The sequence below is a fragment of the Brevibacterium sp. LE-L genome (assembly GCF_050214925.1).
Taxonomy (GTDB): domain Bacteria; phylum Actinomycetota; class Actinomycetes; order Actinomycetales; family Brevibacteriaceae; genus Brevibacterium.
Map to the genome: position 1 here is coordinate 2,233,031 of NZ_CP189759.1, position 25,236 is coordinate 2,258,266.

31 protein-coding genes are annotated in these 25,236 nt (G+C 65.6%); 19 read left to right on the forward strand and 12 right to left on the reverse strand.

Going from position 1 to position 25,236, the window contains the following annotated elements; translation table 11 throughout:
• The first annotated feature begins 18 nt into the window (after positions 1-18).
• The gene (locus ACQE2J_RS09905) at positions 19-1,005 is read left to right on the forward strand and encodes a heme o synthase (protein ID WP_135540988.1); all 987 of its coding nucleotides are present in this window, start codon (positions 19-21) and stop codon (positions 1,003-1,005) included.
• A gap of 327 nt (positions 1,006-1,332) precedes the next feature.
• Here the strand turns inward: ACQE2J_RS09905 and ACQE2J_RS09910 are convergent, their stop codons facing one another.
• The 3 genes from ACQE2J_RS09910 to ACQE2J_RS09920 are packed head-to-tail and all read right to left on the reverse strand — an operon-like array spanning position 1,333 to position 3,889.
• Complete coding sequence (locus tag ACQE2J_RS09910) at positions 1,333-2,235, reverse strand: COX15/CtaA family protein (protein ID WP_135540986.1); 903 nt, start codon at positions 2,233-2,235, stop codon at positions 1,333-1,335.
• An 8-nt stretch (positions 2,236-2,243) separates the two neighbouring features.
• Positions 2,244-2,975 (reverse strand): ABC transporter permease, encoded by a 732-nt coding sequence (locus tag ACQE2J_RS09915; RefSeq protein ID WP_135540984.1) that lies wholly within the window; start codon positions 2,973-2,975, stop codon positions 2,244-2,246.
• Complete coding sequence (locus ACQE2J_RS09920) at positions 2,972-3,889, reverse strand: ABC transporter ATP-binding protein (RefSeq protein WP_135540982.1); 918 nt, start codon at positions 3,887-3,889, stop codon at positions 2,972-2,974. Before ACQE2J_RS09920 ends, ACQE2J_RS09915 begins: the two co-directional genes overlap by 4 nt.
• A gap of 115 nt (positions 3,890-4,004) precedes the next feature.
• Between ACQE2J_RS09920 and ACQE2J_RS09925 the strand changes: the two genes are divergently transcribed.
• From ACQE2J_RS09925 to ACQE2J_RS09970, 10 genes are all read left to right on the forward strand, one after another.
• Entirely contained in the window at positions 4,005-4,724 is a 720-nt protein-coding gene (locus tag ACQE2J_RS09925; RefSeq protein ID WP_135540980.1) for a helix-turn-helix transcriptional regulator, read from the forward strand.
• Positions 4,721-6,151, forward strand: coding sequence for a Fe-S cluster assembly protein SufB (sufB, locus tag ACQE2J_RS09930; protein WP_135540978.1), 1,431 nt, complete (start codon positions 4,721-4,723; stop codon positions 6,149-6,151). Before ACQE2J_RS09925 ends, sufB begins: the two co-directional genes overlap by 4 nt.
• 43 nt (positions 6,152-6,194) lie before the next feature.
• Positions 6,195-7,370 carry a Fe-S cluster assembly protein SufD gene (sufD, locus tag ACQE2J_RS09935; RefSeq protein ID WP_135540977.1) on the forward strand — a complete coding sequence of 392 codons (1,176 nt, stop codon included), beginning with the start codon at positions 6,195-6,197 and terminating at the stop codon, positions 7,368-7,370.
• A 2-nt stretch (positions 7,371-7,372) separates the two neighbouring features.
• On the forward strand, positions 7,373-7,690 hold the full coding sequence (locus tag ACQE2J_RS09940) for a non-heme iron oxygenase ferredoxin subunit (RefSeq protein ID WP_167854455.1): 318 nt from the start codon (positions 7,373-7,375) through the stop codon (positions 7,688-7,690).
• A gap of 24 nt (positions 7,691-7,714) precedes the next feature.
• Positions 7,715-8,473 carry a Fe-S cluster assembly ATPase SufC gene (sufC, locus tag ACQE2J_RS09945; RefSeq protein ID WP_135540973.1) on the forward strand — a complete coding sequence of 253 codons (759 nt, stop codon included), beginning with the start codon at positions 7,715-7,717 and terminating at the stop codon, positions 8,471-8,473.
• Positions 8,473-9,723, forward strand: coding sequence for a SufS family cysteine desulfurase (locus tag ACQE2J_RS09950; RefSeq protein WP_135540971.1), 1,251 nt, complete (start codon positions 8,473-8,475; stop codon positions 9,721-9,723). Before sufC ends, ACQE2J_RS09950 begins: the two co-directional genes overlap by 1 nt.
• A 16-nt stretch (positions 9,724-9,739) precedes the next feature.
• Entirely contained in the window at positions 9,740-10,219 is a 480-nt protein-coding gene (gene sufU, locus ACQE2J_RS09955; RefSeq protein ID WP_167854452.1) for a Fe-S cluster assembly sulfur transfer protein SufU, read from the forward strand.
• Positions 10,212-10,547 (forward strand): metal-sulfur cluster assembly factor, encoded by a 336-nt coding sequence (locus ACQE2J_RS09960; RefSeq protein ID WP_025778421.1) that lies wholly within the window; start codon positions 10,212-10,214, stop codon positions 10,545-10,547. The genes sufU and ACQE2J_RS09960 overlap by 8 nt, the downstream gene beginning before the upstream one ends.
• A 246-nt stretch (positions 10,548-10,793) precedes the next feature.
• Positions 10,794-11,531: an RNase H family protein gene (locus ACQE2J_RS09965; protein ID WP_426936271.1), complete on the forward strand. Its 738-nt coding sequence runs from the start codon at positions 10,794-10,796 to the stop codon at positions 11,529-11,531.
• Positions 11,528-13,126 (forward strand): ABC-F family ATP-binding cassette domain-containing protein, encoded by a 1,599-nt coding sequence (locus ACQE2J_RS09970; protein ID WP_425119388.1) that lies wholly within the window; start codon positions 11,528-11,530, stop codon positions 13,124-13,126. The genes ACQE2J_RS09965 and ACQE2J_RS09970 overlap by 4 nt, the downstream gene beginning before the upstream one ends.
• A 6-nt stretch (positions 13,127-13,132) precedes the next feature.
• Here ACQE2J_RS09970 and ACQE2J_RS09975 read toward each other — a convergent pair whose 3' ends face one another.
• The 3 genes from ACQE2J_RS09975 to ACQE2J_RS09985 are packed head-to-tail and all read right to left on the reverse strand — an operon-like array spanning position 13,133 to position 14,669.
• On the reverse strand, positions 13,133-14,038 hold the full coding sequence (locus tag ACQE2J_RS09975) for an SURF1 family cytochrome oxidase biogenesis protein (protein ID WP_135540965.1): 906 nt from the start codon (positions 14,036-14,038) through the stop codon (positions 13,133-13,135).
• Positions 14,035-14,247 carry a hypothetical protein gene (locus ACQE2J_RS09980; RefSeq protein WP_135540963.1) on the reverse strand — a complete coding sequence of 71 codons (213 nt, stop codon included), beginning with the start codon at positions 14,245-14,247 and terminating at the stop codon, positions 14,035-14,037. Before ACQE2J_RS09980 ends, ACQE2J_RS09975 begins: the two co-directional genes overlap by 4 nt.
• A complete protein-coding gene (locus tag ACQE2J_RS09985; protein WP_135540961.1) occupies positions 14,244-14,669 on the reverse strand; it encodes a DUF3099 domain-containing protein in 426 nt (141 codons plus the stop codon). Before ACQE2J_RS09985 ends, ACQE2J_RS09980 begins: the two co-directional genes overlap by 4 nt.
• A 130-nt stretch (positions 14,670-14,799) precedes the next feature.
• Here ACQE2J_RS09985 and ACQE2J_RS09990 point away from each other — a divergent pair, with 130 nt between their 5' ends.
• The 3 genes from ACQE2J_RS09990 (at position 14,800) to ACQE2J_RS10000 (ending at position 16,902) form a co-directional block, all read left to right on the forward strand.
• On the forward strand, positions 14,800-15,510 hold the full coding sequence (locus ACQE2J_RS09990; protein ID WP_135540959.1) for a beta-ketoacyl-ACP reductase: 711 nt from the start codon (positions 14,800-14,802) through the stop codon (positions 15,508-15,510).
• A 116-nt stretch (positions 15,511-15,626) separates the two neighbouring features.
• On the forward strand, positions 15,627-16,385 hold the full coding sequence (gene fabI, locus ACQE2J_RS09995; RefSeq protein WP_135540957.1) for an enoyl-ACP reductase FabI: 759 nt from the start codon (positions 15,627-15,629) through the stop codon (positions 16,383-16,385).
• A gap of 10 nt (positions 16,386-16,395) precedes the next feature.
• Positions 16,396-16,902 carry a SixA phosphatase family protein gene (locus ACQE2J_RS10000; protein WP_135540955.1) on the forward strand — a complete coding sequence of 169 codons (507 nt, stop codon included), beginning with the start codon at positions 16,396-16,398 and terminating at the stop codon, positions 16,900-16,902.
• A 151-nt stretch (positions 16,903-17,053) separates the two neighbouring features.
• Here ACQE2J_RS10000 and serB read toward each other — a convergent pair whose 3' ends face one another.
• Positions 17,054-17,731 (reverse strand): phosphoserine phosphatase SerB, encoded by a 678-nt coding sequence (gene serB / locus ACQE2J_RS10005; protein WP_135540954.1) that lies wholly within the window; start codon positions 17,729-17,731, stop codon positions 17,054-17,056.
• A complete protein-coding gene (locus ACQE2J_RS10010) occupies positions 17,728-18,462 on the reverse strand; it encodes a hypothetical protein (RefSeq protein ID WP_135540952.1) in 735 nt (244 codons plus the stop codon). Before ACQE2J_RS10010 ends, serB begins: the two co-directional genes overlap by 4 nt.
• A gap of 44 nt (positions 18,463-18,506) precedes the next feature.
• On the opposite strand from ACQE2J_RS10010, the gene ACQE2J_RS10015 reads away from it, so the two are divergent.
• The 4 genes from ACQE2J_RS10015 (at position 18,507) to ACQE2J_RS10030 (ending at position 21,853) form a co-directional block, all read left to right on the forward strand.
• Positions 18,507-19,292, forward strand: a complete 786-nt coding sequence (locus ACQE2J_RS10015; protein ID WP_135540950.1) for an ABC transporter ATP-binding protein — start codon at positions 18,507-18,509, stop codon at positions 19,290-19,292.
• 2 nt (positions 19,293-19,294) lie between these two features.
• Entirely contained in the window at positions 19,295-20,131 is an 837-nt protein-coding gene (locus ACQE2J_RS10020) for a sulfite exporter TauE/SafE family protein (RefSeq protein WP_135540948.1), read from the forward strand.
• Entirely contained in the window at positions 20,128-21,021 is an 894-nt protein-coding gene (locus tag ACQE2J_RS10025) for a TrmH family RNA methyltransferase (RefSeq protein WP_135540947.1), read from the forward strand. Before ACQE2J_RS10020 ends, ACQE2J_RS10025 begins: the two co-directional genes overlap by 4 nt.
• A gap of 61 nt (positions 21,022-21,082) precedes the next feature.
• The gene (locus ACQE2J_RS10030) at positions 21,083-21,853 is read left to right on the forward strand and encodes a phosphatase (RefSeq protein WP_135540945.1); all 771 of its coding nucleotides are present in this window, start codon (positions 21,083-21,085) and stop codon (positions 21,851-21,853) included.
• A gap of 67 nt (positions 21,854-21,920) precedes the next feature.
• Here the strand turns inward: ACQE2J_RS10030 and ACQE2J_RS10035 are convergent, their stop codons facing one another.
• The gene (locus ACQE2J_RS10035) at positions 21,921-22,472 is read right to left on the reverse strand and encodes a YbaK/EbsC family protein (protein WP_135540943.1); all 552 of its coding nucleotides are present in this window, start codon (positions 22,470-22,472) and stop codon (positions 21,921-21,923) included.
• Between the two features lie 177 nt (positions 22,473-22,649).
• Between ACQE2J_RS10035 and ACQE2J_RS10040 the strand changes: the two genes are divergently transcribed.
• A complete protein-coding gene (locus ACQE2J_RS10040; protein ID WP_135540941.1) occupies positions 22,650-22,904 on the forward strand; it encodes a type B 50S ribosomal protein L31 in 255 nt (84 codons plus the stop codon).
• A 160-nt stretch (positions 22,905-23,064) separates the two neighbouring features.
• Here the strand turns inward: ACQE2J_RS10040 and ACQE2J_RS10045 are convergent, their stop codons facing one another.
• The 3 genes from ACQE2J_RS10045 to ACQE2J_RS10055 form a co-directional block, all read right to left on the reverse strand.
• The gene (locus ACQE2J_RS10045; protein WP_135540939.1) at positions 23,065-23,889 is read right to left on the reverse strand and encodes a PfkB family carbohydrate kinase; all 825 of its coding nucleotides are present in this window, start codon (positions 23,887-23,889) and stop codon (positions 23,065-23,067) included.
• A 45-nt stretch (positions 23,890-23,934) separates the two neighbouring features.
• Positions 23,935-24,399, reverse strand: a complete 465-nt coding sequence (locus tag ACQE2J_RS10050) for a tRNA (cytidine(34)-2'-O)-methyltransferase (protein WP_135540937.1) — start codon at positions 24,397-24,399, stop codon at positions 23,935-23,937.
• Between the two features lie 90 nt (positions 24,400-24,489).
• Positions 24,490-25,230 (reverse strand): class I SAM-dependent methyltransferase, encoded by a 741-nt coding sequence (locus ACQE2J_RS10055; RefSeq protein WP_425119393.1) that lies wholly within the window; start codon positions 25,228-25,230, stop codon positions 24,490-24,492.
• Positions 25,231-25,236 lie beyond the last annotated feature (6 nt).

The following is a 25,236-nucleotide window of genomic DNA, read 5'->3' on the forward strand; positions in this document are numbered from 1 at the left end:
GCAGGTAGAATCGTGGGCGTGAGCAAACTTCGTCAGAACCGGGAAGCGCAGAGTGAACGGCCTCTGCAGAGGGCCATCGACGAGCAGAATCTCTCCACCCGACCGCGATCGATCATCAGCGCCTATATTGCGCTGACCAAACCGCGTGTCATCGAGCTGCTCCTCGTCACGACCGCCCCTGTGATGTTCCTGGCCGCTCATGGAATGCCCAATGTCTGGCTGGTCATCAACACGCTCATCGGCGGAGCCGCGGCTGCCGCCTCGGCATCGGTGTTCAACTGCTTCGTCGATCGTGATATCGACGCGAAGATGGAGCGGACGAAGGACCGTCCGCTCGTCACCGGTGAGATCAGTCCCCGCGCTGCGCTGATCTTCGCATTCGCGCTGGGCATCGGCTCGATCTTCTGGCTCGGCGGATTCACGAACTGGGTTGCGGCGGGACTGACCGCCTCTGCGATCCTCCTCTATGCCGTCTTCTACACCCTCGTGCTCAAGCGCCGCACCACGCAGAACATCGTGTGGGGAGGCGCGGCCGGCTGCATGCCCGTGCTCATCGGCTGGTCGTCGGTGACGGGCAGCCTCGCCTGGGAGCCCGTGCTGCTGTTTTTCGTCGTCTTCTTCTGGACGCCGCCGCACTATTGGCCGCTGGCGATCAAGTACAAGGCCGACTACGATGCCGTCGATGTGCCGATGCTGCCGTCGAAGGTTCCGCCGACCTCGGTCGGTCGCCAGATGATCCTCTACACGTGGGCGATGATCGCCTGCTCGCTGGCGCTCATCCCCGTGGCCCCGATGGGACCGGTCTACACGATCGTCGCCGTCGGTGCCGGAGCCTGGTTCCTGTGGTCGTGCTACTCGCTGGTCTCGCGGGCCAAGAAGGGCAAGGACGGAACCTCGCTCAAGGCGATGAAGGTCTTCCACGGCTCGATCACCTACCTCTCGCTGCTGTTCCTCGCAGTGGCCATCGATCCCTTCGTCGACACCCTCATCCCCGGCATCTGGTAAGGCGCTCCGAACATACACAGAAGGCTCGTCACCCGATCGGGTGACGAGCCTTCTGCATGTGGTGGAGGGCTTGAACTGTCCGAGAGGAAGGACGCGAGAGGAAAGGCAAGCACTCGGGTTTCGAAACCTCACTGATTGCACCGCCGGAGGCCTGCTCGAGCCAGGTGGTTTCAGACCGGTTCTGCGGTCTCGTTGACGATGGGGCCGAACACCTCATCGAGGGATTCGTCGGGTCAGCGTTCGAAGAAGCCGAGTCAGCGCTCGGCGAAGGGGATCTGCGAGTTCGGGGACCTGGAGAAGGAGGTCTCCTTCGCCGTCCCGGCGTGGTCAGGGGATCGCAGACAGGGAACGGTCGGTGGTGGCCTCGGTGCTTCTCGGGTGGGCGCTGTCCACGACAGCGACGCTCGCCGCAATCGTCGCCGAGAGTCCGAGCATGTGCAGGGCCACAAGCAGCTCGGGGACGCCGAGGAAGTACTGCACGTAGCCGATGACTCCCTGGGCGAGCTCGACGATGAGGAGCACGCTCAGCGGGGCGATCATTGCGGTCTCAGCCTTCCGCTTCGCCAGGACGAGCCCGACGACGGTGGTGATGACGAGCAGCCAGACGGGGAACGCGTGGGCCCGGGTGACCCAGATGTTGTCGAGTCCGTTGCGGGTGGACATCGTCGATCCGGAGTGCGGTCCGGCGCCGGTGGTGAGCACTCCGAAGACGACGATGATCGCGGTGAGACCGAGCATGATCCAGCTCAGCGTCGGCAGGGGAGAAGCGGCCCGCGTCGGCAGACGCACGCCGGTGTCGTAGGTGCGACGGACGAAGTACGCGGCGACGCCGACGGCGATCGCCGAGGGAACGAAGTGGCCGGCCACCACCCAGGGATTGAGCTTCGTCCACACGGTGATGCCGCCGACGACGGCCTGGACCGGCACGATGGCGAGCAGACCGATGTTGAGCCAGAAGAGATCGGGACGCTTCTTGCGGTGCTTCCACAGCAGGAGCGCGATGCACACACCGAGGATCGCCAGCGCAACCGCGATGAGTCGGTTGCCGAATTCGATGTAGCTGTGAATGCCCATTTCGCTGGTGGCCACGAGCGAATCGGGGGTGCACTTCGGCCAGTCCGAGCAGCCGAGCCCCGAACCGGTGAGGCGGACGATGCCGCCGCTCAGTATGATTCCGCCCTGGGCGATGAGCATGGCCCAAGCGGCGATGCGGATCTTCTTCGTGACCACTTCACTCCTCATTCGAATCGGAACCACCTGCGTGCCGCAAGAGTTCCCACCAGCCCCCAAGCGAGGAGCACGATGATTGCTTTGATGTCGATGCCGCCGTCGCCGATGGCCGCGCGCATGGCGTCGCCGAGTGCACCGGAGGGCAGATAGCCCACGACCGTGCCCCATTCTCCCGGATGCGCGACGATGAGGCCACCGACGCCGGCCATGAGAACCCAGATGAGGTTCGTCGCCGCCAGAGTCGCCTCGGCCCGCAGTGTCCCGGCCATGAGCAGACCGAGCGAGAGCAGTGCTGCAGTGCCGAAGAGCGTGGCCAGGATGAGCGCGAAGACGTCGACGGGCCCGCGGAAACCGAGGGCGCATGCCACGGCGAAGACGAGCGCGTATTGGATGAGCACGACGGCGATGACTGCCCCGAGCTTGCCGAGGACGAGCCCGTTCGTGCCCAGCGGGGTCGTGGCCAGCTGCCTGAGCACTCCGTATCGGCGGTCGAAAGCGGTCGCGATCGACTGTCCGGTGAAGGCGCTCGAGGCCAGACTCAGCCCCAGAGCACCGGGCAGGGCGATCGTCAGCGGATCGGCTGTGGGCTCGATGATGCCGATGCCTCGCAGCAGGGGAGTCTGGGAGAGGAAGATGAGCAGCCCGAGCGGGAACACCAGCGACAGCAGCAGCTGTTCGCCGTTGCGCAGCACGGACACGGTCTCGAACTTCGTCTGCGACACGATGCGCTTCATCCTCATCGCAGCGGCCTCCCCGTGAGCTCGAAGAAGACATCGGCCAGCGACTGAGAGTGCATGCCGATGTCGATGATCTGCACATCCGCCTCGGCCACGGCGGTGCAGACGGCTGCGATCCGTGCCGAATCCGGCGCGCCCTCGACGGTGATGGTCGAGCCCTGCGCCGAGGCGGGGGCGATGGCGGCGATCCGGTCGATGAGTCGGTCCGAGACGGGCGAGTCGAGATCGATGGTGAGCGACCGGGCAGCGGCGGAGGCATTGCGCAGCTCCTCCGGGGCACCTTGGGCGATGATGCGACCGCGGTCGATGACGACGACTTCGTCGGAGAGCTCCTCCGCCTCGACGAGGTCGTGCGTGGTGAGGACGACCGCGACGCCGCGGTCGGCGAGCTCGCGGATGAAGGTGTGGACGACTTCCCGCGCCTGCGGATCGAGGCCCGCGCAGGGTTCGTCGAGGAAGACCAGCTGCGGGCGGCCGATGAGGGCGGCGGCCAGGGCCACTCGCTGCTTCTGTCCGCCCGAGAGGCGGCGCATGGTGCGCCCGGCGAAGTCGTTGAGACCCAGGGGGTCGGCCAGTTCCTGCACCGGCAGCGGGTTCTCATAGAGAGAAGCGAGGTGGCGAAGAACCTGCAGCGGTTTCGAACTCATCGGCAACCCGCCGTCCTGGAGCATCACACCGGCCAGCTGAGAAGTCGTGAGGTGGTCGCGGACCGGGTCATGGCCGAAGATCTCGACGGTGCCGGCGTCGGGGCGTCGGGTGCCCACCGCCAGGGAGATGGTCGTCGACTTGCCAGCGCCATTGGGTCCGAGGACTCCGAGGACGGCCCCGGTCTCTGCTGTGAGGTCGATGCCGTCGACGACGCGGTGCGCGCCGTAGGAGTAGTGGAGACCGCGAATGGTCAGGGCCGAAGATGACACCAGACCATTCTACGACGTGTCGAAAGTGGTGTCGAAATGGCTGGTGGTTAGGTTCACCTAGTTTTACGAAACAAATTACGCAACAATATTGTTGTGTTAGTCAAGGAGGTGGATTATGGCTGCAAACGACACGGAGGATCGCCGAACCCGGCAGAAGGTCTTCCAGTCGGTGCTCGACGAAGGGCCGATCACCGCTTCATCTTTGGCCAAAGCTCTGGAACTGACCCCGGCGGCGATCCGTCGCCACCTGGATGCGCTCGAGAGCGAGGGCCTCATCGAGGTCCGCGAGCTCGCCGGCAAACAGGCAGGCAGGGGACGACCGGCACGACACTACGTGGTCACGACGGCCGGGCACGACTCGGTCAGTCATTCCTATGACGAGTTGGCCGTCAACATCCTGCGGTTCATGGAGGACCGGCACGGGAAGTCGGCCGTCGAGGACTTCACCGAAGACCTCGTGGCTCGGCTGCGGGACCGTCTCGGTGCCGAACTCGACAAACGCGGCGGGACCACGGTGGCTTCACGCTCCAGGGCGTTGGCGGCTGCGCTGACACGGGAGGGGTACGCCGCCTCGGCGACACCGGTTGCGGCCGGAACCCCCCTCGAGGCGATGCAGCTGTGCCAGGGGCACTGCCCGATCCAGGCCGTGGCCGCGGAGTTCCCCGAAGTCTGCGAAGCAGAGCTCGCGATGTTCTCCGACTACCTCGGCGTGGACGTCAGACGGCTGTCCTCGCTGGCTCAGGGCGACCACGTGTGCACCACCCACATTCCGACCTCGGAACTGACCAGACCACTCATCCACAGCAATGATCGACCTCAAGGAGGTTCACGATGACTGACACAGGCAATCGGATCATCGATGCGAATCCCGAGCTCAAAGACCTCGGGCAGTACGCATACGGTTGGCGTGACGAAGACGATAAGGGACTGACCGCCGAGCGCGGGCTCTCCGAAGACGTCGTCCGCAACATCTCGAAGCTCAAGGACGAACCGGAGTGGATGCTCAAGCGTCGGCTCAAGGCTCTGCGCCTCTACGACAAGAAGCCGCTGCCCCACTGGGGTGCGGATCTGTCGACGCTGCCGTTCGACGACATCAAGTACTTCGTGCGTTCGACCGAGGGACAGGCCCAGACCTGGGAAGACCTGCCCGAGGACATCCGCAACACCTACGACCGTCTGGGCATCCCCGAGGCGGAGAAGCAGCGTCTCGTCGCCGGTGTCGCCGCTCAGTACGAGTCCGAGGTCGTCTACCACAAGATCAACGAGGAGCTCGAAGCTCAGGGCGTGATCTTCCTCGACACCGACACCGGTCTGCGTGAGCACCCCGAACTGTTCGAAGAGTACTTCGGTTCGGTGATCCCGGCCGGCGACAACAAGTTCGCCGCGCTGAACACCGCCGTGTGGTCGGGCGGGTCCTTCATCTACGTCCCCAAGGGCGTCCACGTCGAGATCCCGCTGCAGGCCTACTTCCGCATCAACACGGAGAACATGGGCCAGTTCGAGCGCACGCTCATCATCGCCGACGAGGGCTCCTACGTCCACTACGTCGAGGGCTGCACCGCCCCGATCTACAACACGGACTCCCTGCACTCGGCTGTCGTCGAGATCATCGTGAAGAAGGACGCCCACGTCCGCTACACGACGATCCAGAACTGGTCGACCAACGTCTACAACCTCGTCACTCAGCGCGCGATCGCCGAAGAGGGCTCCCAGATGGAATGGGTCGATGGCAATATCGGCTCGAAGGTGACCATGAAGTACCCCGGTGTGTGGATGACCGGCGAGCATGCTCGCGGTGAGACCCTGGCCGTGGCCTTCGCGGGCGAGGGACAGCACCAGGACACCGGTGCCAAGATGGTCCACGCCGCGCCGAACACGCACTCGTCGATCGTGTCGAAGTCCGTGGCCCGCAGCGGCGGACGTGCCGGCTACCGCGGACTCGTCCACGTGCACCCGGGCGCCGAAGGTTCGTCGAACAACGTCCTCTGCGATGCCCTGCTCGTCGACAACATCTCGCGTTCGGACACGTACCCCTACATCGACATCCGTGAAGACGACGTCACCCTCGGCCACGAGGCGACCGTGTCGAAGGTCAGTGAGGATCAGCTCTTCTACCTCATGTCCCGCGGCATGGAGGAGACCGAAGCGATGGCGATGATCGTGCGCGGCTTCGTCGAGCCGATCGCACGTGAGCTGCCGATGGAGTATGCCCTCGAGCTCAACCGCCTCATCGAACTGCAGATGGAAGGTGCAGTGGGCTGACCTTCAGCTTCCACCACCGACCTGCCTGACAAGGAGTTTTCACGTGACAGATACCACCAACCCACTCGGAGTCTCGGAGCATTCGCACGGCGGCGACGTCCACGTCCCCGACTCGAAGCGCGACGATCGCACCCGCAGCTTCAGCCCAGCCGACTTCCCGGTCCCGACCGGGCGGGAAGAGGAATGGCGCTTCTCCCCGGTGCGCAAGCTCAGCGACTTCTTCACCGATGAAGCCACGGATGCGCGTCTGCGCATCGACGCGGATCTGCCGACCGGCCTGTCGGTCGAGGAGATCTCGCTCGAGGCCGCCCAGGAGCTCGGCATCCTCGAACCCGAGGACCGCCCCTCCGTCGTCGCCGCCAAGCACGCCCCCGTCGTCACCCACTACTCGGTGCCGGCGGACACGGAGCTCGACGGCGCCGCGATCATCCACGCCGACGGTCAGGGCGACCAGCTCACCCATGGGCACACCGTCGTCTCGATCGGCGCGAACGCGAAGGCGACCATCGTCGTCGAACACGAGGGCCTGAGTCGCTACTCGGAGCTCGTCTCCCTCGTGATCGGCGACGGCGCAGACGTCACCTTCGTGTCCCTGCAGCTGTGGGACGACGGATCCCAGCACATGGGTCAGCACGATGCGATCGTGGGCAAGGACGCGAAGTTCAAGCACATCCACGTCACCCTCGGCGGCGATATCGTGCGTCTGAACACGAATGTGCGCTACTCGGCTCCCGGCGGAGAGGCCGAACTGCTCGGTCTCTACTTCGCCGATGCCGGCCAGCACCTCGAGCACCGCACCTACATCGACCACAACTCGCCGAAGGCGACGTCGAACGTCCACTACAAGGGTGCCCTGCAGGGCAAGGACGCACGCAGCGTCTGGATCGGCGATGTGCTCATCCGCCCCGAGGCGCTCGACATCGACACCTACGAGCTCAACCGGAACCTCATCCTCTCCGATGGGGCCCGCGCCGACTCCGTGCCGAACCTCGAGATCGAGACCGGTGACATCGCCGGTGCCGGTCACGCTTCGTCGACGGGACGCTTCGATGAGGAGCACCTGTTCTACCTCATGTCCCGCGGCATCCCCGAGGAAGTCGCCCGCCGACTCGTCGTCCGCGGATTCTTCAACGAAGTCATCCAGAAGATCCAGGTGCCCGAGATCGAGGATGTGCTCAACGAGCGCATCGAGGAAGAACTGTCCCGGAGCGTTCTGTGACCATGATCGACGTGGCCTCCACCGCCGAGGTGGGGCCGGGCGAAACCATGCGCATCGAGATCGGCGAGTTCGAAGTCTGCATCGCTCGTGATTCCGACGGCACCATCCACGCCATCGACGACCTGTGCACCCATGGTGAGGTCTCGCTGGCCGAGGGCGATGTCGAGGACTGCACGATCGAGTGCTGGCTGCACGGATCCCAGTTCGATCTCAACACGGGTCAGCCGGTGAATCCGCCGGCTTTCGAACCCGTCGCAGTCTATGACTGCAAGGAGATCGCCGGGCGCATCCTCGTCGACACGAACACCATTCTCAACTGACCACGACCTAGACAAAGGATCATTATGTCCACTCTCAAGATCGAAGACCTCCACGTCGGTGTCAACACCGAGACCGGGCTCAAGCCCATCCTCAATGGCATCAACCTCGTCATCAACTCGAACGAGACCCACGCCATCATGGGCCCCAACGGCTCCGGGAAGTCGACGCTGGCCTACGCTCTGGCCGGCCACCCAAAGTACGAAGTGACCTCCGGTTCGGTCACCCTCGACGGTGAAGACGTGCTCGACATGGCCGTGGACGAGCGTGCCAAGGCCGGTCTGTTCCTGGCCATGCAGTACCCCGTCGAGGTTCCCGGTGTGACCGTGACGAACTTCCTCCGCTCGGCCAAGACCGCCATCGACGGTGAAGCGCCGAAGCTGCGCAACTGGACGAAGGACCTCAAGCAGGCCATGGAGAACCTGCGCGTGGATCCCGCATTCGCCTCGCGCAATGTCAACGAAGGCTTCTCCGGCGGCGAGAAGAAGCGTCACGAGATCCTCCAGATGGAGATGCTCAAGCCGAAGTTCGCCGTCCTCGACGAGACCGACTCCGGCCTCGACGTCGACGCGCTGCGCATCGTGTCCGAAGGCGTCAACCGCGTCAAGGGCGTCACCGATGTCGGCGTTCTGCTCATCACCCACTACACCCGCATCCTCAACTACATCACGCCCGATCACGTCCACGTGATCATCGAGGGCAAGGTGGCCGAGGAAGGCGGGCCGGAACTGGCCGAACGCCTCGAAAACGAAGGCTACGACCGCTTCTTCACCGCCGGCGTCTGATGTTCTCACGTCTGAGGGGCGACTTCCCGATCCTCGATGTGAGGGTCGGGGAGTCGCCGCTGTCGTATCTCGACTCGGGGGCGACCTCGCAGAAGCCGCAATGCGTCATCGACACCTTCGTCGAGTACTACGCACAGCGCAACGCCGCGGTCCACCGGGGCGCACACTCTCTGGCCGTCGAGGCCACGGACGCCTTCGAGAACGGACGCATCGCCGTCGCCGGCCTCGTCGGCGGCACACCGGAACAGGTGTGCTGGACGAAGAACGCCACCGAAGCGCTCAACATCGTGGCCATGGGCATCGACCGGGCCAGCCGCGGCTTTGGGGGAGAGGCCGCGCAGCGATTCGCCCTCGGCCCCGAGGATTCGATCGTCATCACCGAGATGGAGCACCACGCGAACCTCGTGCCGTGGCAGCAGCTGGCGGCATCGACCGGGGCGCAGCTGCGGTGGCTGCCGGTGACCGACTCCGGTGAGCTCGACCTCTCCGAGCTCGAGTCGATCGTCGACGAGACGACGAAGGTGCTGGCGTTCACGCATGTCTCCAACGTCCTCGGCACGATCAACCCGGTCGAGATGCTCGTGGCTCGGGCCCGCGCCGTCGGTGCCTATGTTGTGCTCGACGCCTGCCAGTCCGTGCCGCACATGCCCGTGGACTTCACCGTCCTCGACGTCGACTTCGCGGCTTTCTCCGCTCATAAGGCTCTCGGTCCCACGGGGCTCGGTGTGCTGTGGGGGAAGTCCGAACTGCTCGACGCGCTGCCGCCGGTGCTCACCGGCGGTTCGATGATCACCACGGTGGCCATGGAGGATTCGGAGTTCATGCCCGCCCCGCAGCGCTTCGAGGCCGGCACCCAGCCGGTGGCCGAGGTTGCGGCCTTCGCCACCGCCGTCGGCTATCTCGCCGAGGTGGGGCTGCAGGACGTCTTCGACCACGAGCGCGAACTCGGCCGGCTCCTCCTTGACGGAATCGCCGAGATCCCCGGAATCCGGGTGCTCGGCGATGCCGCAGAACGGATCGGGACCGTGGCATTCGACGTCGACGGCGTCCACGCCCATGACGTCGGACAGTACCTCGACTCCCAAGGTGTGGCCGTGCGTGTGGGACACCACTGCGCGCAACCGCTGCACCGCCGGTTCGGGGTCACCGCCTCGACGCGGGCGAGCACCTACCTGTACAACACAGCCGAGGACTGCCGGCGGTTCCTGACCGCTCTGGCCGAGGTGCGTCCCTTCTTCGGGGTCGCGTGAGAAGGGGAGTGACGCGATGAGCACACAGATGCAGCAGCTCTACCAGCAGGTCATCCTCGACCAGTCGCGGGCGCGGACCGGCAACACCGCTCTGCTCCGCGACGAGGCGACCGGCCGCCACGGCTGTTCGCACCAGGTGAATCCGACCTGCGGCGATGAGATCGAACTCGAGATCGAGCTTCTCGACGACGGTCGCATTGCCGTGCGGTGGAGCGGGGACGGCTGTTCGATCTCGATGGCATCGGCCTCGGTGCTGTCCGAACTGGCCGCAGACGCCTCGGTCGATCAGATGCTGCAGATCGAATCGGCGTTCCACGAACTCATGCATTCTCGTGGGACAATGGAAGCGGATGAGACCATCCTCGGCGACGCCGCGGCGTTCACGGGGGTGTCCAAGTTCCCGGCCAGGATCAAATGCGCTCTCCTGGCCTGGATGGCGTTCAAGGACGCACTCAACCAAGCACAAGCAGCTCGTGAGGAGAATCACCATGCCTGAAGTCATAGACGCTCCGCAGAATGCCAGCGTCGACGAAGTGCGCGAAGCGATGATGGATGTCGTCGATCCCGAGCTCGGTGTCAACATCGTCGACCTCGGCCTCGTCTACGGACTCTCGGTCGAAGACGACGGCACCGCCGTGATCGAGATGACTCTGACCTCGGCGGCCTGCCCGCTGACCGACGTCATCGAGGATCAGACCGCACAGTCGCTCGAGGGCATCGTGCCGGCCTACCGGATCAACTGGGTCTGGATGCCGCCATGGGGTCCGGAGAAGATCACCGAAGACGGTCGCGAACAGATGCGCGCTCTCGGCTTCAACATCTGAAGCCGCCGTCGACGGAGTCGACGAAGGACGCGTCCCCGCGGGGACGCCGACGATCACATCGCCGAGGTGGGGCCACCCGAAAGGGGCAACCCCACCTCGGCGATCTGTGTGATCGAACCGATCCGGCGGTGAGCGCACCGATTGCCGAACCGCGGGCGCCGGCGTGGTCATGGAGATCACCGACCCGCGCACGTCGAGGTCGGGCGCGGCGTGAAAGAATGGAACCTGACTTTCCAAGGAGAACCTTTGACGATCATCGCTGCCGCCGACGGCTCGGCACTCGGCAACCCCGGACCTGCCGGCTGGGCCTGGTACATCGACGACACCTCCTGGCATGCCGGCGGGTGGAAGAACGCGACGAACAACCGCGGTGAGCTCATGGCCGTGCTTGACCTGCTGAACTCGACCGCCGCGGCAGGCGAAGATCTCAAAATCTTCTGCGACTCGCAGTACGTCATCAACGCCCTGACCAAATGGATGCCGGGCTGGAAGCGCAAGGGCTGGAAGAAAGCCGACGGCAAAGAGGTCCTCAACCGGGACCTGCTCGAACTCCTCGACTCTGCGCTCAAGGGCCGCGACGTCGAATTCGAATGGGTCAAGGGACACAACAACCACGCGATGAACGAGGCGGCCGACGACCGTGCCAGGGCGGCGGCCACGGCCTATCAGAAGGGCACGAAGGTCCCCGAGGGGCCCGGTTACGTCCCCGCGGGGACGCCGTCGTCAAGCACGGCCCCCGCAACAGATTCGGCGCTCACGACGGAACCGGCGGCAGATTCGGGGACAGATTCGGGGCCGACAGCCGCCTCGGCGCCGGTTTCCGAAGCGGCACCCGGCGCTGGGTCACAGGAGCCCACGACCGTCGTGTCGTGCCGTGTCCCAGTATCGGTCGCCGACGAACTCGTCGCCCGGGCGCAGGCCCGCGACATCCACCCCCAGGAATTTCTGGCCGAACTCATCGGCCGCAGTTTGGAGACAGAATGATTCAGGCCTCCGGCCTCGAAGTCGCCGTCGGCGCCCGCACCCTCATGTCCGAAGTCTCGTTCCGCGTGGACAAGGGAGACCGTGTCGGTCTCGTCGGCCGCAACGGCGCCGGCAAGACGACTCTGACCAAGGTGATCATGGGCAGGCACCCGGCCTCCGCCGGGTCCGTGTCGGTCTCCGGCACCGTCGGCTACCTGCCTCAGGACCCGCGCAGCGGTGACCTTACGGCCACCGGGATGGAGCGGATCCTCTCGGCCCGTGAGCTCGACGTCCTCGTGAAGCGACTGCGCAAGGCCGAACGCCAGATGGCTTCGCCCGATGAGAAGGTGGCGACGAAGGCCATCGACCGCTATCCGCGCATCGAAGCCGAGTTCATGGCCGCCGGCGGATACGCCGCCGAATCCGAGGCCTTCGCGATCGCAGCGAACCTCGGTCTCGACGAGACGCTGATCAACCAGGAGATCGGTACGCTCTCGGGCGGACAGCGACGTCGTGTCGAACTCGCCCGGATCCTGTTCTCGGCTCCGGACACGATGATCCTCGACGAACCGACGAACCACCTCGACGCCGAGTCCGTGCTGTGGCTGCGCGATCACCTCAAGGCCTATTCCGGTGGGCTCGTCATCATCAGCCACGATCTCGATCTCATCGACGAAGTCGTCAACAAGGTGTTCTTCCTCGACGCGACCCGGCAGACCATCGACATCTATGCGATGGGCTACCGGCTCTACCTCAAGCAGCGTGAGGACGATGAGCGTCGCCGCCGGCGCGAGCGCGCGAACGCGGAGAAGAAGGCCGCAGCGCTCAACGCTCAGGCGAACAAGATGATGGCCAAGGCGACGAAGACCGTGGCCGCCCAGCAGATGGCCAAACGCGCCGAACGTCTGCTCTCCGGGCTCGAGGACGAACGCGCCACGGAGAAGGTCGCGAACCTGCGCTTCCCGGCTCCGGCCGACTGCGGACGTGTCCCGCTCACCGCTGAAGGACTGTCGCGCATCTACGGTTCGACCGAGGTGTTCACCGGCGTCGACCTCGCCATCGACAAGGGCACCCGCGTCGTCGTCCTCGGCTACAACGGTGCCGGCAAGACGACGCTGCTGCGGCTGCTCGCCGGCCTCGACGAGCCGGATTCGGGGGAGGTCGTGCCCGGTCACGGGCTCAAGCTCGGCTACTACGCGCAGGAGCACGAGACCCTCGATCTCGAGCGCACCGTGCTGGAGAACATGGCGCGGAACTCCCCGCACCTCGATGACACGGCCGTGCGCAATGTGCTCGGGTCATTCCTGTTCAGCGGCGATGATGTGCACAAACCCGCCGGGGTGCTCTCCGGCGGTGAGAAGACGCGTCTGGCTCTGGCCACGCTCGTCGTCTCGAGTGCGAACGTGCTGCTGCTCGATGAGCCGACGAACAACCTCGATCCGGCTTCAAGGGAGGAGATCCTCTCGGCGATCCGCCGCTACGAAGGCGCGATCGTGCTCGTGACCCACGATGAGGGAGCGGTTTCCGCGCTCGATCCCGACCGGGTGCTTCTGCTGCCCGACGGGGACGAGGACCTGTGGAACGAGTCCTACCTCGACCTCGTCACCTTGGCCTGAGGCGGTTCACTCCGAACGGAACCGCTGTTCGAACATCGCGTCCTCTTCGGCCTCTGCCTGACCGTGGACTCCGGGGGAGGCGAAGCGGTTGCGTCCGTACCGGCTTCCCGGCTGGCTGACCTTCGCCCCCGCGTCGAGGGCGGCCTTGTCGATGACGACGAATTCACTGCTGCTGTCACCGCGACGTTCGTCCGCCTCGGCGGCGGCTCTGCGTTCCCTGCGAGCGGAGATCGCGACAGCGATGATGATCATGATTCCGAAAGCGAACCACTGGAGCATATAGGACAGGTGGTTGCCCGGATCGAGTTCGGGCATCGGCAGCGGGGTCAGCCCGTCTTCCACGTCTCCGCCGGTGCCGACGGATGAGGCTTCGCCGTAGACATGGGAGTAGGCGTCGTCCATTCCGGGGATGCGAGCCGGGTCGATGGCTTTGATCATGCCCTGCGGGTTGTCGTCATCGGCCCCGTCCTGTGCCGGCCGCAGGTGCGCGACGACGGTCTGCTCACCGCGTGGAGCCGCCGGTACGGAGTCCTTCTCGGAGGTGAAGCCCCTGACCACGGCGATCCTGGTGCCATCATCGAGTTCGAACGGGGTCACGACGTAGAAGCCGGGAGTGTCCTCGACGGTGCGGTTGCGGGCGAGGACGGTGCCGTCGTCGGAGAACGTCCCGCGCATCTCCACCTGCGTCCACTCCTCGGTGGTCGCCAATGTCGACCCCGGGGTCGGCAGCACCGATTCGAGGGCCACCGGGTCGGCGGAGTGGTTCGCGGTGATCGTGGCGATCTCCTGTTCCCGCTGGTCGCGGCGGTCCTTCTGCCACAGGGCGAGGAAGACGCAGGCGATGATGACGATGATCGCCATGGCGATGTATTTGAGCCAGCGTGCGGTGAAGAGGAAGGAATAGCGGCTCAACCGGCGTCCTCCGGAATGTCGTCGATGGATACGTCACTGAGATAGAAGTCGCGCAGGGTGAGGAAGTCGCGCAGGTACTCAAGATGGTCGGCACAGGCCAGCCAGGTCTTCTTCCGCTCCGGAGCGTGCAGACGCGGATTGTTCCACAGGATCGCCCGCGTCGCCGACGCCCGGCAGCCCTTGGCCGAACACTGCAATTCCTCGCTCATGCCTGCTCACCCTCGTCCTTGCCCTCATCGACGGTCTCACCCGGAATGGTCTCGTGTGCGTCATCGACCGTCTCACCGGGCACCGTGTCCTCGGAGTCCGAGTTCGTGCCGTCTTCGCTGATCGTCTCTCCCCGCGCGGGAGGCAGTTCCGCCAACGGAGCCTGGTCGAGCAGCGCCGAGGCGTCGTCACTCGTGCGTTCGCGACCGGCATTGGCGAAGATCACGGCAGGATAGGGCAGAATCACGGCACCGGCCACGCAGATCCACATGAGGACGTGGAGGTCGGCGACGAAAGCGAAATAGGCGGCCACGAAGCAGACCGTCCTGATGCCCATGGTGATCGAATACTTGATGATCCGAGACCTCATATCGTCATCAAGGGCGGTATCTGCCGTTGTGATCTGCTGCGAGTGCCTGACCATATCCTTCTTCGATCGATGACTGCTAAAGATGATACTCGTCCTTTGTGAGAGACGTATCCACGGGCCGGGGGACAGGATAGGTTTGTCCACGATAGGTTTGAAGAAGACAGTCGATCAACAGGAGTCAAACGTGTCAGAACCACGCACAGTCCTCGTCACCGGCGGCAACCGCGGCATCGGCCGCACCATCGCCGAGGAGTTCATCGCTCAGGGTGACAATGTGGCCGTCACCTCCCGGAACGGACAGGCCCCCGAAGGCGCCCTGGCCGTGTCCGCCGATGTCACCGACACCGAGTCCATCGACCGGGCGTTCGCCGAGATCGAAGACAAGCTCGGACCCGTCGAGGTCGTCGTCGCCAACGCCGGCATCACCGCGGACAACCTGCTCATGCGGATGAACGACGAGGAATTCGAATCCGTCCTCGACACGAACCTCACCGGTGCGTTCCGCACCGTCAAACGCGCCATCACCGGCATGATCCGCGCGAAGCGCGGCCGCATCGTCCTCATCTCCTCGGTCTCGGGCCTCTACGGCGTGCCCGGCCAGGCCAACTACTCGGCGTCGAAGGCCGGACTCGTCGGCCTCGCCCGCTCCATCACCCGTGAGCTCGGCTCCCGCGGAATCACCGCCAACGTCGTCGCCCCCGGCTTCATCCGCACGGACATGACCGACGAGCTCAGCGAGAAGCAGCGCACCGAGTACCTCTCGACCATTCCGGCCAAGCGCTTCGCCGAACCGGCCGAAGTCGCGAAGGTCGTCCGCTGGGTGTCCTCCGACGAGGCCGCCTACATCTCCGGTGCCGTCATCCCCGTCGACGGCGGCCTCGGCATGGGCCACTGATCCCGGACTCCCTCCGATGCGGCCGTGCCGCTTCACAGCCCGTAGACTTCAGCACAGAGACCCCGCTCCACGCGGCATCACCCACACGCAATCACCCCTTCTGAGAAAGGACCACCATGGGAATTCTTGACGGAAAGCGCATCCTCGTCACCGGCGTGCTCACCGAGGCCTCGATCGCCTTCGCCGCCGCCCGCATCGCACAGGAGCAGGGAGCCGAGGTCATCCTCTCGAGCTTCGGTCGGCAGATGAAGATCACCCAGGTCATCGCCGAGCGTCTGCCCGAGACCCCGAAGGTCATCGAACTCGACGCCACCAATGACGACGACCTCGCGGCTCTGCCCGAGCGCCTCGGCGGCAACATCGACGGCATCGTCCACGCCATCGCCTTCGCACCGAAGGACGCTCTCGGCGGCGTGTTCCTCGACACCCCGTGGGAGTCGGTCTCCGCTGCCATCCACGTCTCCGCCTACTCGCTCAAGGCGATCACCGTGGCCGCCAAGCCCGTGCTCAACAAGGGCGCCGGTGTCGTCGGTCTCACCTTCGACGCGACCATCTCCTGGCCCGTCTACGACTGGATGGGCGTGGCCAAGGCCGCCTTCGAATCCACCGCCCGGTACCTCGCGAAGTACGTTGGAGACGACGGTGTGCGCGTCAACCTCGTCTCGGCCGGACCGCTCAAGACCACCGCTGCCACGTCGATCCCCGGCTTCGGAACCCTCGAAGACATGTGGGGCGACCGTGCACCGCTGGGCTGGGATCAGACGGACACCACCCCCGCCGGCAAGGCCATCGTCGCCCTGCTCTCGGACTGGTTCCCCGCCACCACCGGCGAAATGGTCCACGTCGACGGCGGCTTCCACTCCACCGGAGCCTGAGAGACCGCTCATGCCAGTGCTCATCCTCGCCCGCCATGCGAAGGCGGAGGCGCAAGGTGCCACGGACTTCGAACGGTCCTTGGACTCCAAAGGTCTGGCCCAAGCGGTCGAGGCCGGCGCAGAGATCGCCGAACGATGGTCACCCGATGTCGCCATCGCCTCGGCGGCCAGACGCACCGTGCAGACCGGTCAAGCCGTCGTCGAAGCCGTCAATCGGGCCCACGGCGGTTCGCTCGACGCCCCGGGCGTGCTGAGCCTGCGTGAGGACGAGTCCCTCTACGCCGGTGAGGTCGCGGATTGGATCGATGCGATCAATTCGATCCCCGCCGACGCGCAGTGCGCCTATATCGTCGGACACCAGCCCACCGTCGCCGAGGTGATCGGCTACCTCAACCCGGCCGGCGGAGTCCCGGATCCGTTCCGTCCCTCCTCGATCGCGGTCTTCGACCTCGAAAGCTGGGACGTCGAGCCGGGGACCTGCCCGGCACCGCAGATCCGAGTCTTCCACGGCGTGTGATCCGTGCCGGCAAACGTTTCCGGCATGATCTGATCGTGACATCCCTGAGGCCCTCCGATTCGTTCGGAGGGCCTCAGTCGTCTGTGTCGGGGCCACCTGCGACGGGGCCGTCTCTGCCGGGTCTGATGCCGAAGCTGACGGTCGGCGGTTTTCAGTCGTGTGCGCGGCTGCTGACGATCGTGAGCACCTCGCGCAGGTTCCTGGTCGACACCGAGACATCGGCGGCGGCGACGAGGGCCGGCTTCGCGCAGAACGCCACCCCGACGCCCGCGGCCTCGATCATCCCGATGTCATTGGCGCCGTCGCCGATCGCCACACTCTCGGCACGGTCGTACTCACCAGCGGCGAGCAGATCCTCGAAGATCTCTGCCTTCGCGCTCGGATCGATGACGCGACCGCTGGTGCGACCGGTGAGATGGCCCTCGACGACCTCCAGCCCGTTGGCGAAGACATCGGTGATGCCGAGCTCGGCGGCCACAGGTGCGATGATCGCGGTGAAGCCTCCGGACACGAGGGCGACCCGGCCTCCCGCGTCATGGACCGCGGCGACGAGCTGACGGGCCCCCTCGGTGAGGGTGATCTGCTCCCGCACCTCGTCGAGCACGGTCTCCGGCAGTCCGGCCAGCAGTGCGACCCGCTCGGCCAGGGACGCGGCGAAATCGAGTTCACCGGCCATCGCCCGTTCGGTGATTGCGGCGACCTGGTCGCCGACCCCGGCGTGAGCGGCGATGAGGTCGATGACCTCCTCGTTGATGAACGTCGAGTCGACGTCCATGACGAGCAGTCGGACGGGGAGATGGGCGGCTGCGGCCTCTGCGGTCTCGTTCATCCCTTCATCGTAGCCACAGCCATGATGTAGTCGGCGGCCGCGGGATGCAGCTGAGACAGCAGCGCCCCGAACTGCGGCGGAGCCACCGTGGCCGGAGCGAGCACAGCGGCTAAGCGGTGATGGATGTCGAGGGCTGCGTAGATCGCCCGGGAATCGGCCTCGGTGGGGATGAGCCGGGAGATCGGATGCATCGTCGACAGTTCCTCCTGCCAATCCCGCCACGGGCCCTGCCGCCACTCCTCGGGGACGTCGAGGGTCTCGATGAGGTTGAGACCCTCGATCACGAGCAGTCGCAGCCGTCGCAGCGCCTCCGCGGACGTGCCGACGGTCACCGGTCGGAAGGGAGTGGGCCGACAGGCGATGATCTCGACGTTCGCCTCGGCCCCGATGAGCGCGATGGCCGCCTGTTCATCACCTCGGTGGAGGACGACGGGGGCACTGTGGCGGCCGACCTGCGTGCGCGCATCCCGGTCGACCGGGGGAGTCGTGTGCGGCAGCGATGGGTGGTGCAGCGCCAGCCGCGCGTGCGTGATTCCGGCGGCGGCCGCCTCGGCGATGAAGAGCAGCAGGCCCGTCGGAGCGGAGGTCCCGAACACCTCGTCGGAGACGATGAGAGGAACATCACGATCATCGTCGAGAAACGCGGAGGTGACCTCGTCAGGGGGCAGGGTCGAGCGCAGGCGGTGATTGATCGCCAGGGTCAGCAGCAGGGAGTCGGTCGTCAGGTCCATGTCGAACCAGAATAGACGGCTCGCCTGCGATAGAGTCTGAGGATATGAGTGATGTCCTGACTTTGGATTCCGTGTCCGTGCGCCGGGGGTCGAATTTCCTCCTCGACGATTTCTCGCTGACCGTCGCCGAGGGCGAGCACTGGGCTGTGCTCGGACCCAACGGCGCGGGCAAAACGACCCTGCTCGAACTCGCCGCCGGACGTATGCACCCGACGACGGGCACGGTCGGCATCCTCGAGGAGCAGCTCGGGCGTGTCGACGTGTTCGAACTGCGCCCGCGCATCGGCTATGCCTCGACCGCGCTGGCCAACCGCATCCCCGGCTCCGAAGCGGTCCTCGACACCGTGCTCACCGCTGCCTACGGCGTCACCGGACGCTGGGTCGAAGAGTACGAACGCGACGACATCGATCGCGCCCACGACCTGCTTGCGGCCTTCCGCATCACCCATCTGGCCGAACGCACCTTCGGCACCCTGTCCGAAGGCGAACGCAAGCGGGTGCAGATCGCTCGCGCGCTCATGACCGATCCCGAGCTGCTGCTGCTCGACGAACCGGCCTCCGGGCTCGACTTCGGCGGACGTGAAGAGCTGCTCGGTGCGCTCTCGGAGATCCTGTCGTCGAAGTGGGCGCCGGCCACGATCATGGTCACTCACCACGTCGAGGAGATCCCGGAGGGGATCACCCACGTGCTGCTGCTCTCCGAAGGCACCGATCTGGCCTCAGGTCCGATCGAGGAGACCCTGACTGCCGATAACCTCGCCGCGACCTTCGGCATCGACGTCAAGCTCACCCGCGACGGTCAGCGCTACCACGCTCGTTCCGCCCGCTGAGCATGGAGCTGTGGCAGAGTCTCAGCCTCGAACCGTGGCAGATCGCCCTGATCGTCCTGGCCGGAGTCGCGGCCGGCGGCATCAACGCCGTCGTCGGATCCGGCACCCTGATCACGTTTCCCGCGCTCGTGGCCTTCGGCGTCGCGCCCGTCGTGTCGACGATGAGCAACGCCGTCGGCCTCATCCCCGGCAACATCGCCTCCTCCTTCGGCTACCGTGAGGAGCTGCGCGGTCAGTGGAGACGCATCCTCGGCTTCGTTCCCGCCTCGCTGCTGGGTTCACTGACCGGGGCGTATCTGCTTCTGCACCTGCCCGAGGACGCGTTCGAGACGATCGTGCCCGTCCTCCTCGTGGTCGCACTCATCATGGTCGTCGGACAGCCGTACCTGTCCCGGTACCTGAAGAGCCGGTCGCTGCGCCGCGCCGAGGCAGCCGGGATCGAGCACAGAGCCGCCTCGGCGGGGGACCAGCTCTCGACCGGTCGGTATCTGGCCGTGCTCCTCGTCGTCTTCCTCACCGCGATCTACGGCGGGTACTTCGCCGCTGCGCAGGGCATCATCCTCATCGCGCTCCTCGGTCTGCTGCTGCCCGACGATCTGCAGCGCCTCAACGGTCTGAAGAACGTCCTCGTCCTCGTCGTCAACACGGTCTCGGCGAGCACGTACATCATCGTCGGCCACGACCGCATCAACTGGATCGCCGTCATCTGCATCGCCGTCGGCTCGCTCATCGGCGGGTACTTCGGAGCTCGGGTCGGCCGTCGCTTCTCCCCGGTGCTGCTGCGCACGGTCATCGTCGCCCTCGGCCTCGTTGCGATCTGGAGGATCCTCACCCTGTGAACACCCCGGCCAAGGCTCCTCTCACCCGGCAGCAGGTCATCGACCGGGCCGCCGAGCTGGGCATCGCCGCCGCACGTCTGCGTTTCTTCGACGAGGCGGATCTGGCCGCGGGCGGTCTTACCGAGATGCACGACTACACGCAGCTGACCGATGTGGCGCTGCGCAGCGTGCGGGAACCTGCCGAGGGTCTCTTCATCGCCGAGTCCTCGAAGATCATCCGCCGGGCCCATGCCGCCGGCATGAGGGCCCGGTCCTACCTCACGAGTCCGAAGTGGCTGTTCGACCTCGCGGATCTCATCGCCGCCGATGATGTGCCGATCTTCATCGGCACCGACGCCGCCGTGGAGTCGCTCACCGGCTTCCACCTCCACCGAGGCGCTCTGTCCGCCATGGGCCGACCCGCATTGCCCGAGGTCGCCTCCGTGGTCGCCGGGGCCCGGCGCCTCGTCGTCATCGAGGACATCGTCGACCACACGAACGTCGGCGCGATCTTCCGATCCGCTGCGGCCTTCGGCGTCGACGCCGTACTCGTGACTCCACGCTGCGCCGACCCGCTCTACCGTCGGTCGATCCGCGTGTCCATGGGCACGGTGTTCCAGGTGCCGTGGACACGCATCGAGCGCTGGCCCGCCGGAATCGGATCGTTGCAGGACCTGGGCTTCCACGTTGCGGCACTGGCGCTCGACGAGAATTCGGTGGGTCTGCGCGACTTCGCCGCATCCGCCCCAGAACGCACCGCCGTCGTCTTCGGCACCGAGGGTGAGGGTCTGAAGAGATCGACGATCGCCGCCTGCGATTCGACCGTGATGATCCCCATGAGCGGGGGAGTCGATTCGCTCAACGTCGCGGCCGCCTCGGCGGTGACCTGCTTCGCTCTGCAGAGCGACTGAGCTCTGCGACCAGAGGAACCGACGGCCGACCCATCAGCACCCGAACCCGAAAGGATCTTCAGTGGACCGCAGCAGACTGGCCCAAGCCCTTGAAACCGGTCGCATCACCGGGGAAGTCGCGACCCCCAGGGAGAACAACCTCTCCCATATCCGCCGTTTCCTTGACCAGGAAAGGCAGTTCGACTTCGGTGTCGAACTCACCCGCGACTGGGACTATGAGTCGGTGTTCGCGCTCATGGTCGAACGTGCCGGGCTGCGTCCCGACCCCGCCTTCGTCGAAGGCGTGGATACGATCTCCACGCAGGCGTGCATCGACGCAACGGAGAAGCTCGCCGAGGCGGTCGGCCACGTCAGTCGGGAGGGCGGCCGGATCCTCTTCGCCACCGGCCATCCGGCAGGACTGCTGCCCGTGCACATGGCGATCGCCGCGGCGGCGAAATCCGCCGGTGCCCTCATCGATGTCTGTGACCATTTCATCCCGGTCCCGGAGATCGGCGGAGACGTCCGCCAGATCAACGATGTGTGGACCTGGCACCAGCACGGCGGCAGTCCCCACACGCATCTGGCCGAACCCATGCACGCGCTCCTCGATGACTTCGCCGCCCGCGGTGCCGGGGCCCCTGACCTCGTCGTCGCCGACCACGGTTGGGCCGGTGCCGCCTCGAGCCGGGGACTGCGCACCATCGGCTACGCCGACTGCAATGATCCGGCTCTCTTCGTCGCCGAGGCACAGGGGCAGATCGAGGCGACCATCCCGCTCGATGACGATGTCGTGCCGAACCTCTATGCCCCGCTCATCGACTTCGTCATCGACCGCGCGGGCCTCAACTGACCCGGCGACTGCCGATGCTCATCCGGCGGAACCGGCCCGGGGGTGATGGTCTGACCGAGCGACACGCTCAGTCGATGTCGTTGGCCAGCCCCTCGACCACCTCGGCGCCGGGCAGCGACGCGAGCGCAGAACCGGACAGGAGCAGCTTCGAGCCGCGGATTCCGGAGCCGATGATGAGCTCCTCGGCTTCGGCGACGCGGGAATCGATGAGCACCCGGTAGCTCTCCGGCAGGCCGATCGGGCCGATTCCGCCGTACTCCATCCCGGATTCGGCGACCGCCCGTTCCAAGGGGAGGAACGAGGCTTTGCGCACGTCGAGGAGTTTCTTCACCCGTTTGTTGACATCGGCTCGGGTGTTCGCGAGCACCATGCACGCCGCGATGCGCTCCTCCCCGGACCGTGAACCCGCCACGAGGACGCAGTTCGCGGAGGTGGCCGGCGGCAGATCGGTGGCGTCAAGCAGCGCCGCGGTGTCTGCGATCTGCGGGTCGATGGCGAAGACCTCGACGTCACCGGTGATCGCCGGCAGCGCCTCGGAGGTGGATCCGGCCATGAGCTCGGGCGCGGTGGCCGCGGGTCGGAGGGTGAACTGAGTGGAGAGTCGTTCCTTCGTGGTCATGGCCACAGTGTAGGAGATGAGTGTCGAATCGCTTTGTTCTCACCCATCGGTTAGACTGGGCTGTCGCTTCGTGTCCGGTTCCTACGGTTCGAGGCGTGTCCAGCAGACGAATTCGGGCACTGGCAGATGGGTCGGACCCATATCAGGCGCCTGAAAGAATTCAGCAGAGGTAAGAATATGAAGAAGGACATCCACCCGGAATACGCGCCGATCGTGTTCAACGATCTGGCCTCCGGCACCAAGTTCCTCACCCGCTCCACCGCCACGAGCGATAAGACCATCGAGTGGGAAGACGGCAGCACCTACCCCGTGATCGACGTCGAGATCTCGAGCGCATCGCACCCGTTCTACACGGGCAAGCAGCGCATCCTCGACTCCGCCGGCCGCGTGGAGAAGTTCAAGGACCGCTACAAGGGCTTCGGCAAGCGCTGATCCCGAGCGGTTCCGCTCAGCTTCATACGAACTGCCCCGCACACCGATCATGGTGTGCGGGGCAGTTCGCTGTCTGCAGACCATCTGGGTCAGGGATGAAGTCCCCGCGGGGACGAGGCAGGTTGCGTCCCCGCGGGGACACAACCCGGCTGAGCAGTGCTCAGTCGACGACGACGGAGACTTCGGGCGAAGGGCTCACTCGAGCCGCCGGGTGGTAGAGCGAAGCGACGCCGGTGGCGTTGTCGAGGCAGTTCGCGATTCCGTGAGCAACCTTCTCCTTGGCGGAGACAACCGCGTCCTTGATGTCGAGACCGGTGGCGATGCCCGCCGCGATCGAGGAGGCGAAGGAGCAGCCTGCCCCGTTGACGAGCTTGTTGTTGACCTTGCGCGAACGCAGAGTCGTCACGGACTCACCGTCGAAGAGGATATCGACGGCATCGTCACCGGCGAGGCGGGCTCCGCCTTTGACGACGACGTTCTTCGCACCCTGGCCGTGGATGATCTTCGCGGCCTCGATCATGCCCTCGACAGAATCGATGGGGTCGACGTCGGCCAGGGTAGCGGCCTCCTCGAGGTTCGGGGTGACGACGGTGGCCAAGGGCACGAGGTTCTCGACGAAGAGATCCTTCAGATCGACCATGGTGCCCGCGCCCTTGCATACGAGCACAGGGTCGAAGACGTAGGGCAGCTCGTTGGTCTTCAGCTCTTCGGCGAGGACCAGAGCCGAGTCGACGGAGCCGAGCATTCCGGACTTGATGGCGGTGAATTCGTGCACGGCCAGCGTCGACTCGAGCTGGCGGTTGACGACCTCGGGTTCGATGAATTCGAGGACGTGGCCGAATGCGTCGTTGGGGTCGAAAGTGACGATGCAGGTGACGACGGCAGTGCCGAAAGCACCGTATTCGTCGAACATCTTCAAGTCGGCTTCGAGTCCGGCTCCTCCGGAGACGTCGGATCCTGCGACGGTGAGCACTTTGGCGGTCATAGTGGTCCTTTCAGGTAAAGCGTCCGCGAAGAAGTCTACGCGGGTTCAAGCCCCCGCGTAGCCGTGCTGGCGCCAGGCTTCGTAGATGGCGATCGATGCCGAATTCGCCAGGTTGAGCGAGCGGCGAGCCGGCAGCATCGGGATCCGGACGGCCATGTCGACGTGCTCGTCGTCGGTGACCTCGTCGGGCAGGCCCGTCGATTCCCGCCCGAAGAGGAGGACATCACCGTCTCGGTACTCGACCTCGGCGAAGGAATTGTCCGTGTGCGTGCTGAACGCGATCACTCGACGCTCACCGAGGTGGCCCCACAGGTCGGCAAGCGATGGGTGAACGGTGACATGGGCGAGGTCGTGATAGTCGAGACCGGCTCGGCGCAGCTTTGCGTCGGAGAGGTCGAAGCCGAGGGGCTCGACAAGATGAAGATGGGCCCCGGTGACCGCGGCGAGCCGGATGGCATTGCCGGTGTTGCCGGGGATCTCGGGAGTGTGGAAGACGATGTCGATATTCATATCCCTCTCATCTTCTCACCCTGTGGCCCGCTGGTCCGACAGCGCGATCGCACGTGTGCCGCTGCCGTTCTTCCGGTGCGGTGACCATGGTCACCGCACCGCCCTGCGGACGAGCAGGTATCCCTGCCGACTCGCCTCCGGATAGCGGCCCACTCGGTCGGGTTCGCGTTCGAGACGGACGGCCGGAGTGAAACCGTGCGGCTCGAGGGCGGCGAGGACCTGATCGTTCGAGCGGCGGTGGAAATCGAGATCGACAGGGAAACCGGCGAGATCGGCGATGTGATCGACCCCGTCACCGAGCTGGAACGCCAGTTGGAACCAACCGCCCGGGCGGAGGACACGGGCCGCCTCGGCGAAGGCGAGCGCAAGCGCATCATCGGGGACGTGGATGGTCGAGTACCAGGCGACGAGGCCGGCGAAGGATTCATCGGCATAGGGCAGGGCGGTCATCGACCCGATGTCGAATCCGAGCGTCGGATAGAGGCCCTGGGCGAGACCGATCATGGCAGGGGAGAGGTCGAGACCGCGTGGGGTGAGCCCGAGCGCGGCGAGGAATGCGGTGATGCGACCGGGACCGCAGCCGATGTCGAGGACTTCGGCCGACCCGGTACCGAGGACGAGCTCGGAGAAGGCCCCGAGGATGGCCCGATCATGCGGTTTCGCAGTGAGCTCATCAGCGATCCAGTCCGTGTAGGTCTGCGAGATCGCATCATAGGAGTCACGCGTGGACACCTCACGGGTGCGCGTTTCGACCGGGGTCGGTGTCTGTGACTGTGCGGTGTCCGAGCCGTGGCCGCCGTCGTCTGCGCTGTCGTTGCTGCCTTCGGTCATGGAGTC

Bases quoted from the DNA above. Each gene is read 5' to 3' on its own strand.
- ACQE2J_RS09915 (WP_135540984.1), bottom strand. From the start codon at position 2,975: ATGAGGATGAAGCGCATCGTGTCGCAGACGAAGTTCGAGACCGTGTCC.
- ACQE2J_RS09925 (WP_135540980.1), top strand. From the start codon at position 4,005: ATGGCTGCAAACGACACGGAGGATCGCCGAACCCGGCAGAAGGTCTTC.
- sufB (WP_135540978.1), top strand. From the start codon at position 4,721: ATGACTGACACAGGCAATCGGATCATCGATGCGAATCCCGAGCTCAAA.
- ACQE2J_RS09940 (WP_167854455.1), top strand. From the start codon at position 7,373: ATGATCGACGTGGCCTCCACCGCCGAGGTGGGGCCGGGCGAAACCATG.
- sufC (WP_135540973.1), top strand. From the start codon at position 7,715: ATGTCCACTCTCAAGATCGAAGACCTCCACGTCGGTGTCAACACCGAG.
- ACQE2J_RS09950 (WP_135540971.1), top strand. From the start codon at position 8,473: ATGTTCTCACGTCTGAGGGGCGACTTCCCGATCCTCGATGTGAGGGTC.
- sufU (WP_167854452.1), top strand. From the start codon at position 9,740: ATGAGCACACAGATGCAGCAGCTCTACCAGCAGGTCATCCTCGACCAG.
- ACQE2J_RS09960 (WP_025778421.1), top strand. From the start codon at position 10,212: ATGCCTGAAGTCATAGACGCTCCGCAGAATGCCAGCGTCGACGAAGTG.
- ACQE2J_RS09970 (WP_425119388.1), top strand. From the start codon at position 11,528: ATGATTCAGGCCTCCGGCCTCGAAGTCGCCGTCGGCGCCCGCACCCTC.
- ACQE2J_RS09980 (WP_135540963.1), bottom strand. From the start codon at position 14,247: ATGAGCGAGGAATTGCAGTGTTCGGCCAAGGGCTGCCGGGCGTCGGCG.
- ACQE2J_RS09985 (WP_135540961.1), bottom strand. From the start codon at position 14,669: ATGGTCAGGCACTCGCAGCAGATCACAACGGCAGATACCGCCCTTGAT.
- fabI (WP_135540957.1), top strand. From the start codon at position 15,627: ATGGGAATTCTTGACGGAAAGCGCATCCTCGTCACCGGCGTGCTCACC.
- ACQE2J_RS10000 (WP_135540955.1), top strand. From the start codon at position 16,396: ATGCCAGTGCTCATCCTCGCCCGCCATGCGAAGGCGGAGGCGCAAGGT.
- serB (WP_135540954.1), bottom strand. From the start codon at position 17,731: ATGAACGAGACCGCAGAGGCCGCAGCCGCCCATCTCCCCGTCCGACTG.
- ACQE2J_RS10010 (WP_135540952.1), bottom strand. From the start codon at position 18,462: ATGGACCTGACGACCGACTCCCTGCTGCTGACCCTGGCGATCAATCAC.
- ACQE2J_RS10015 (WP_135540950.1), top strand. From the start codon at position 18,507: ATGAGTGATGTCCTGACTTTGGATTCCGTGTCCGTGCGCCGGGGGTCG.
- ACQE2J_RS10020 (WP_135540948.1), top strand. From the start codon at position 19,295: ATGGAGCTGTGGCAGAGTCTCAGCCTCGAACCGTGGCAGATCGCCCTG.
- ACQE2J_RS10035 (WP_135540943.1), bottom strand. From the start codon at position 22,472: ATGACCACGAAGGAACGACTCTCCACTCAGTTCACCCTCCGACCCGCG.
- ACQE2J_RS10040 (WP_135540941.1), top strand. From the start codon at position 22,650: ATGAAGAAGGACATCCACCCGGAATACGCGCCGATCGTGTTCAACGAT.
- ACQE2J_RS10045 (WP_135540939.1), bottom strand. From the start codon at position 23,889: ATGACCGCCAAAGTGCTCACCGTCGCAGGATCCGACGTCTCCGGAGGA.
- ACQE2J_RS10050 (WP_135540937.1), bottom strand. From the start codon at position 24,399: ATGAATATCGACATCGTCTTCCACACTCCCGAGATCCCCGGCAACACC.
- ACQE2J_RS10055 (WP_425119393.1), bottom strand. From the start codon at position 25,230: ATGACCGAAGGCAGCAACGACAGCGCAGACGACGGCGGCCACGGCTCG.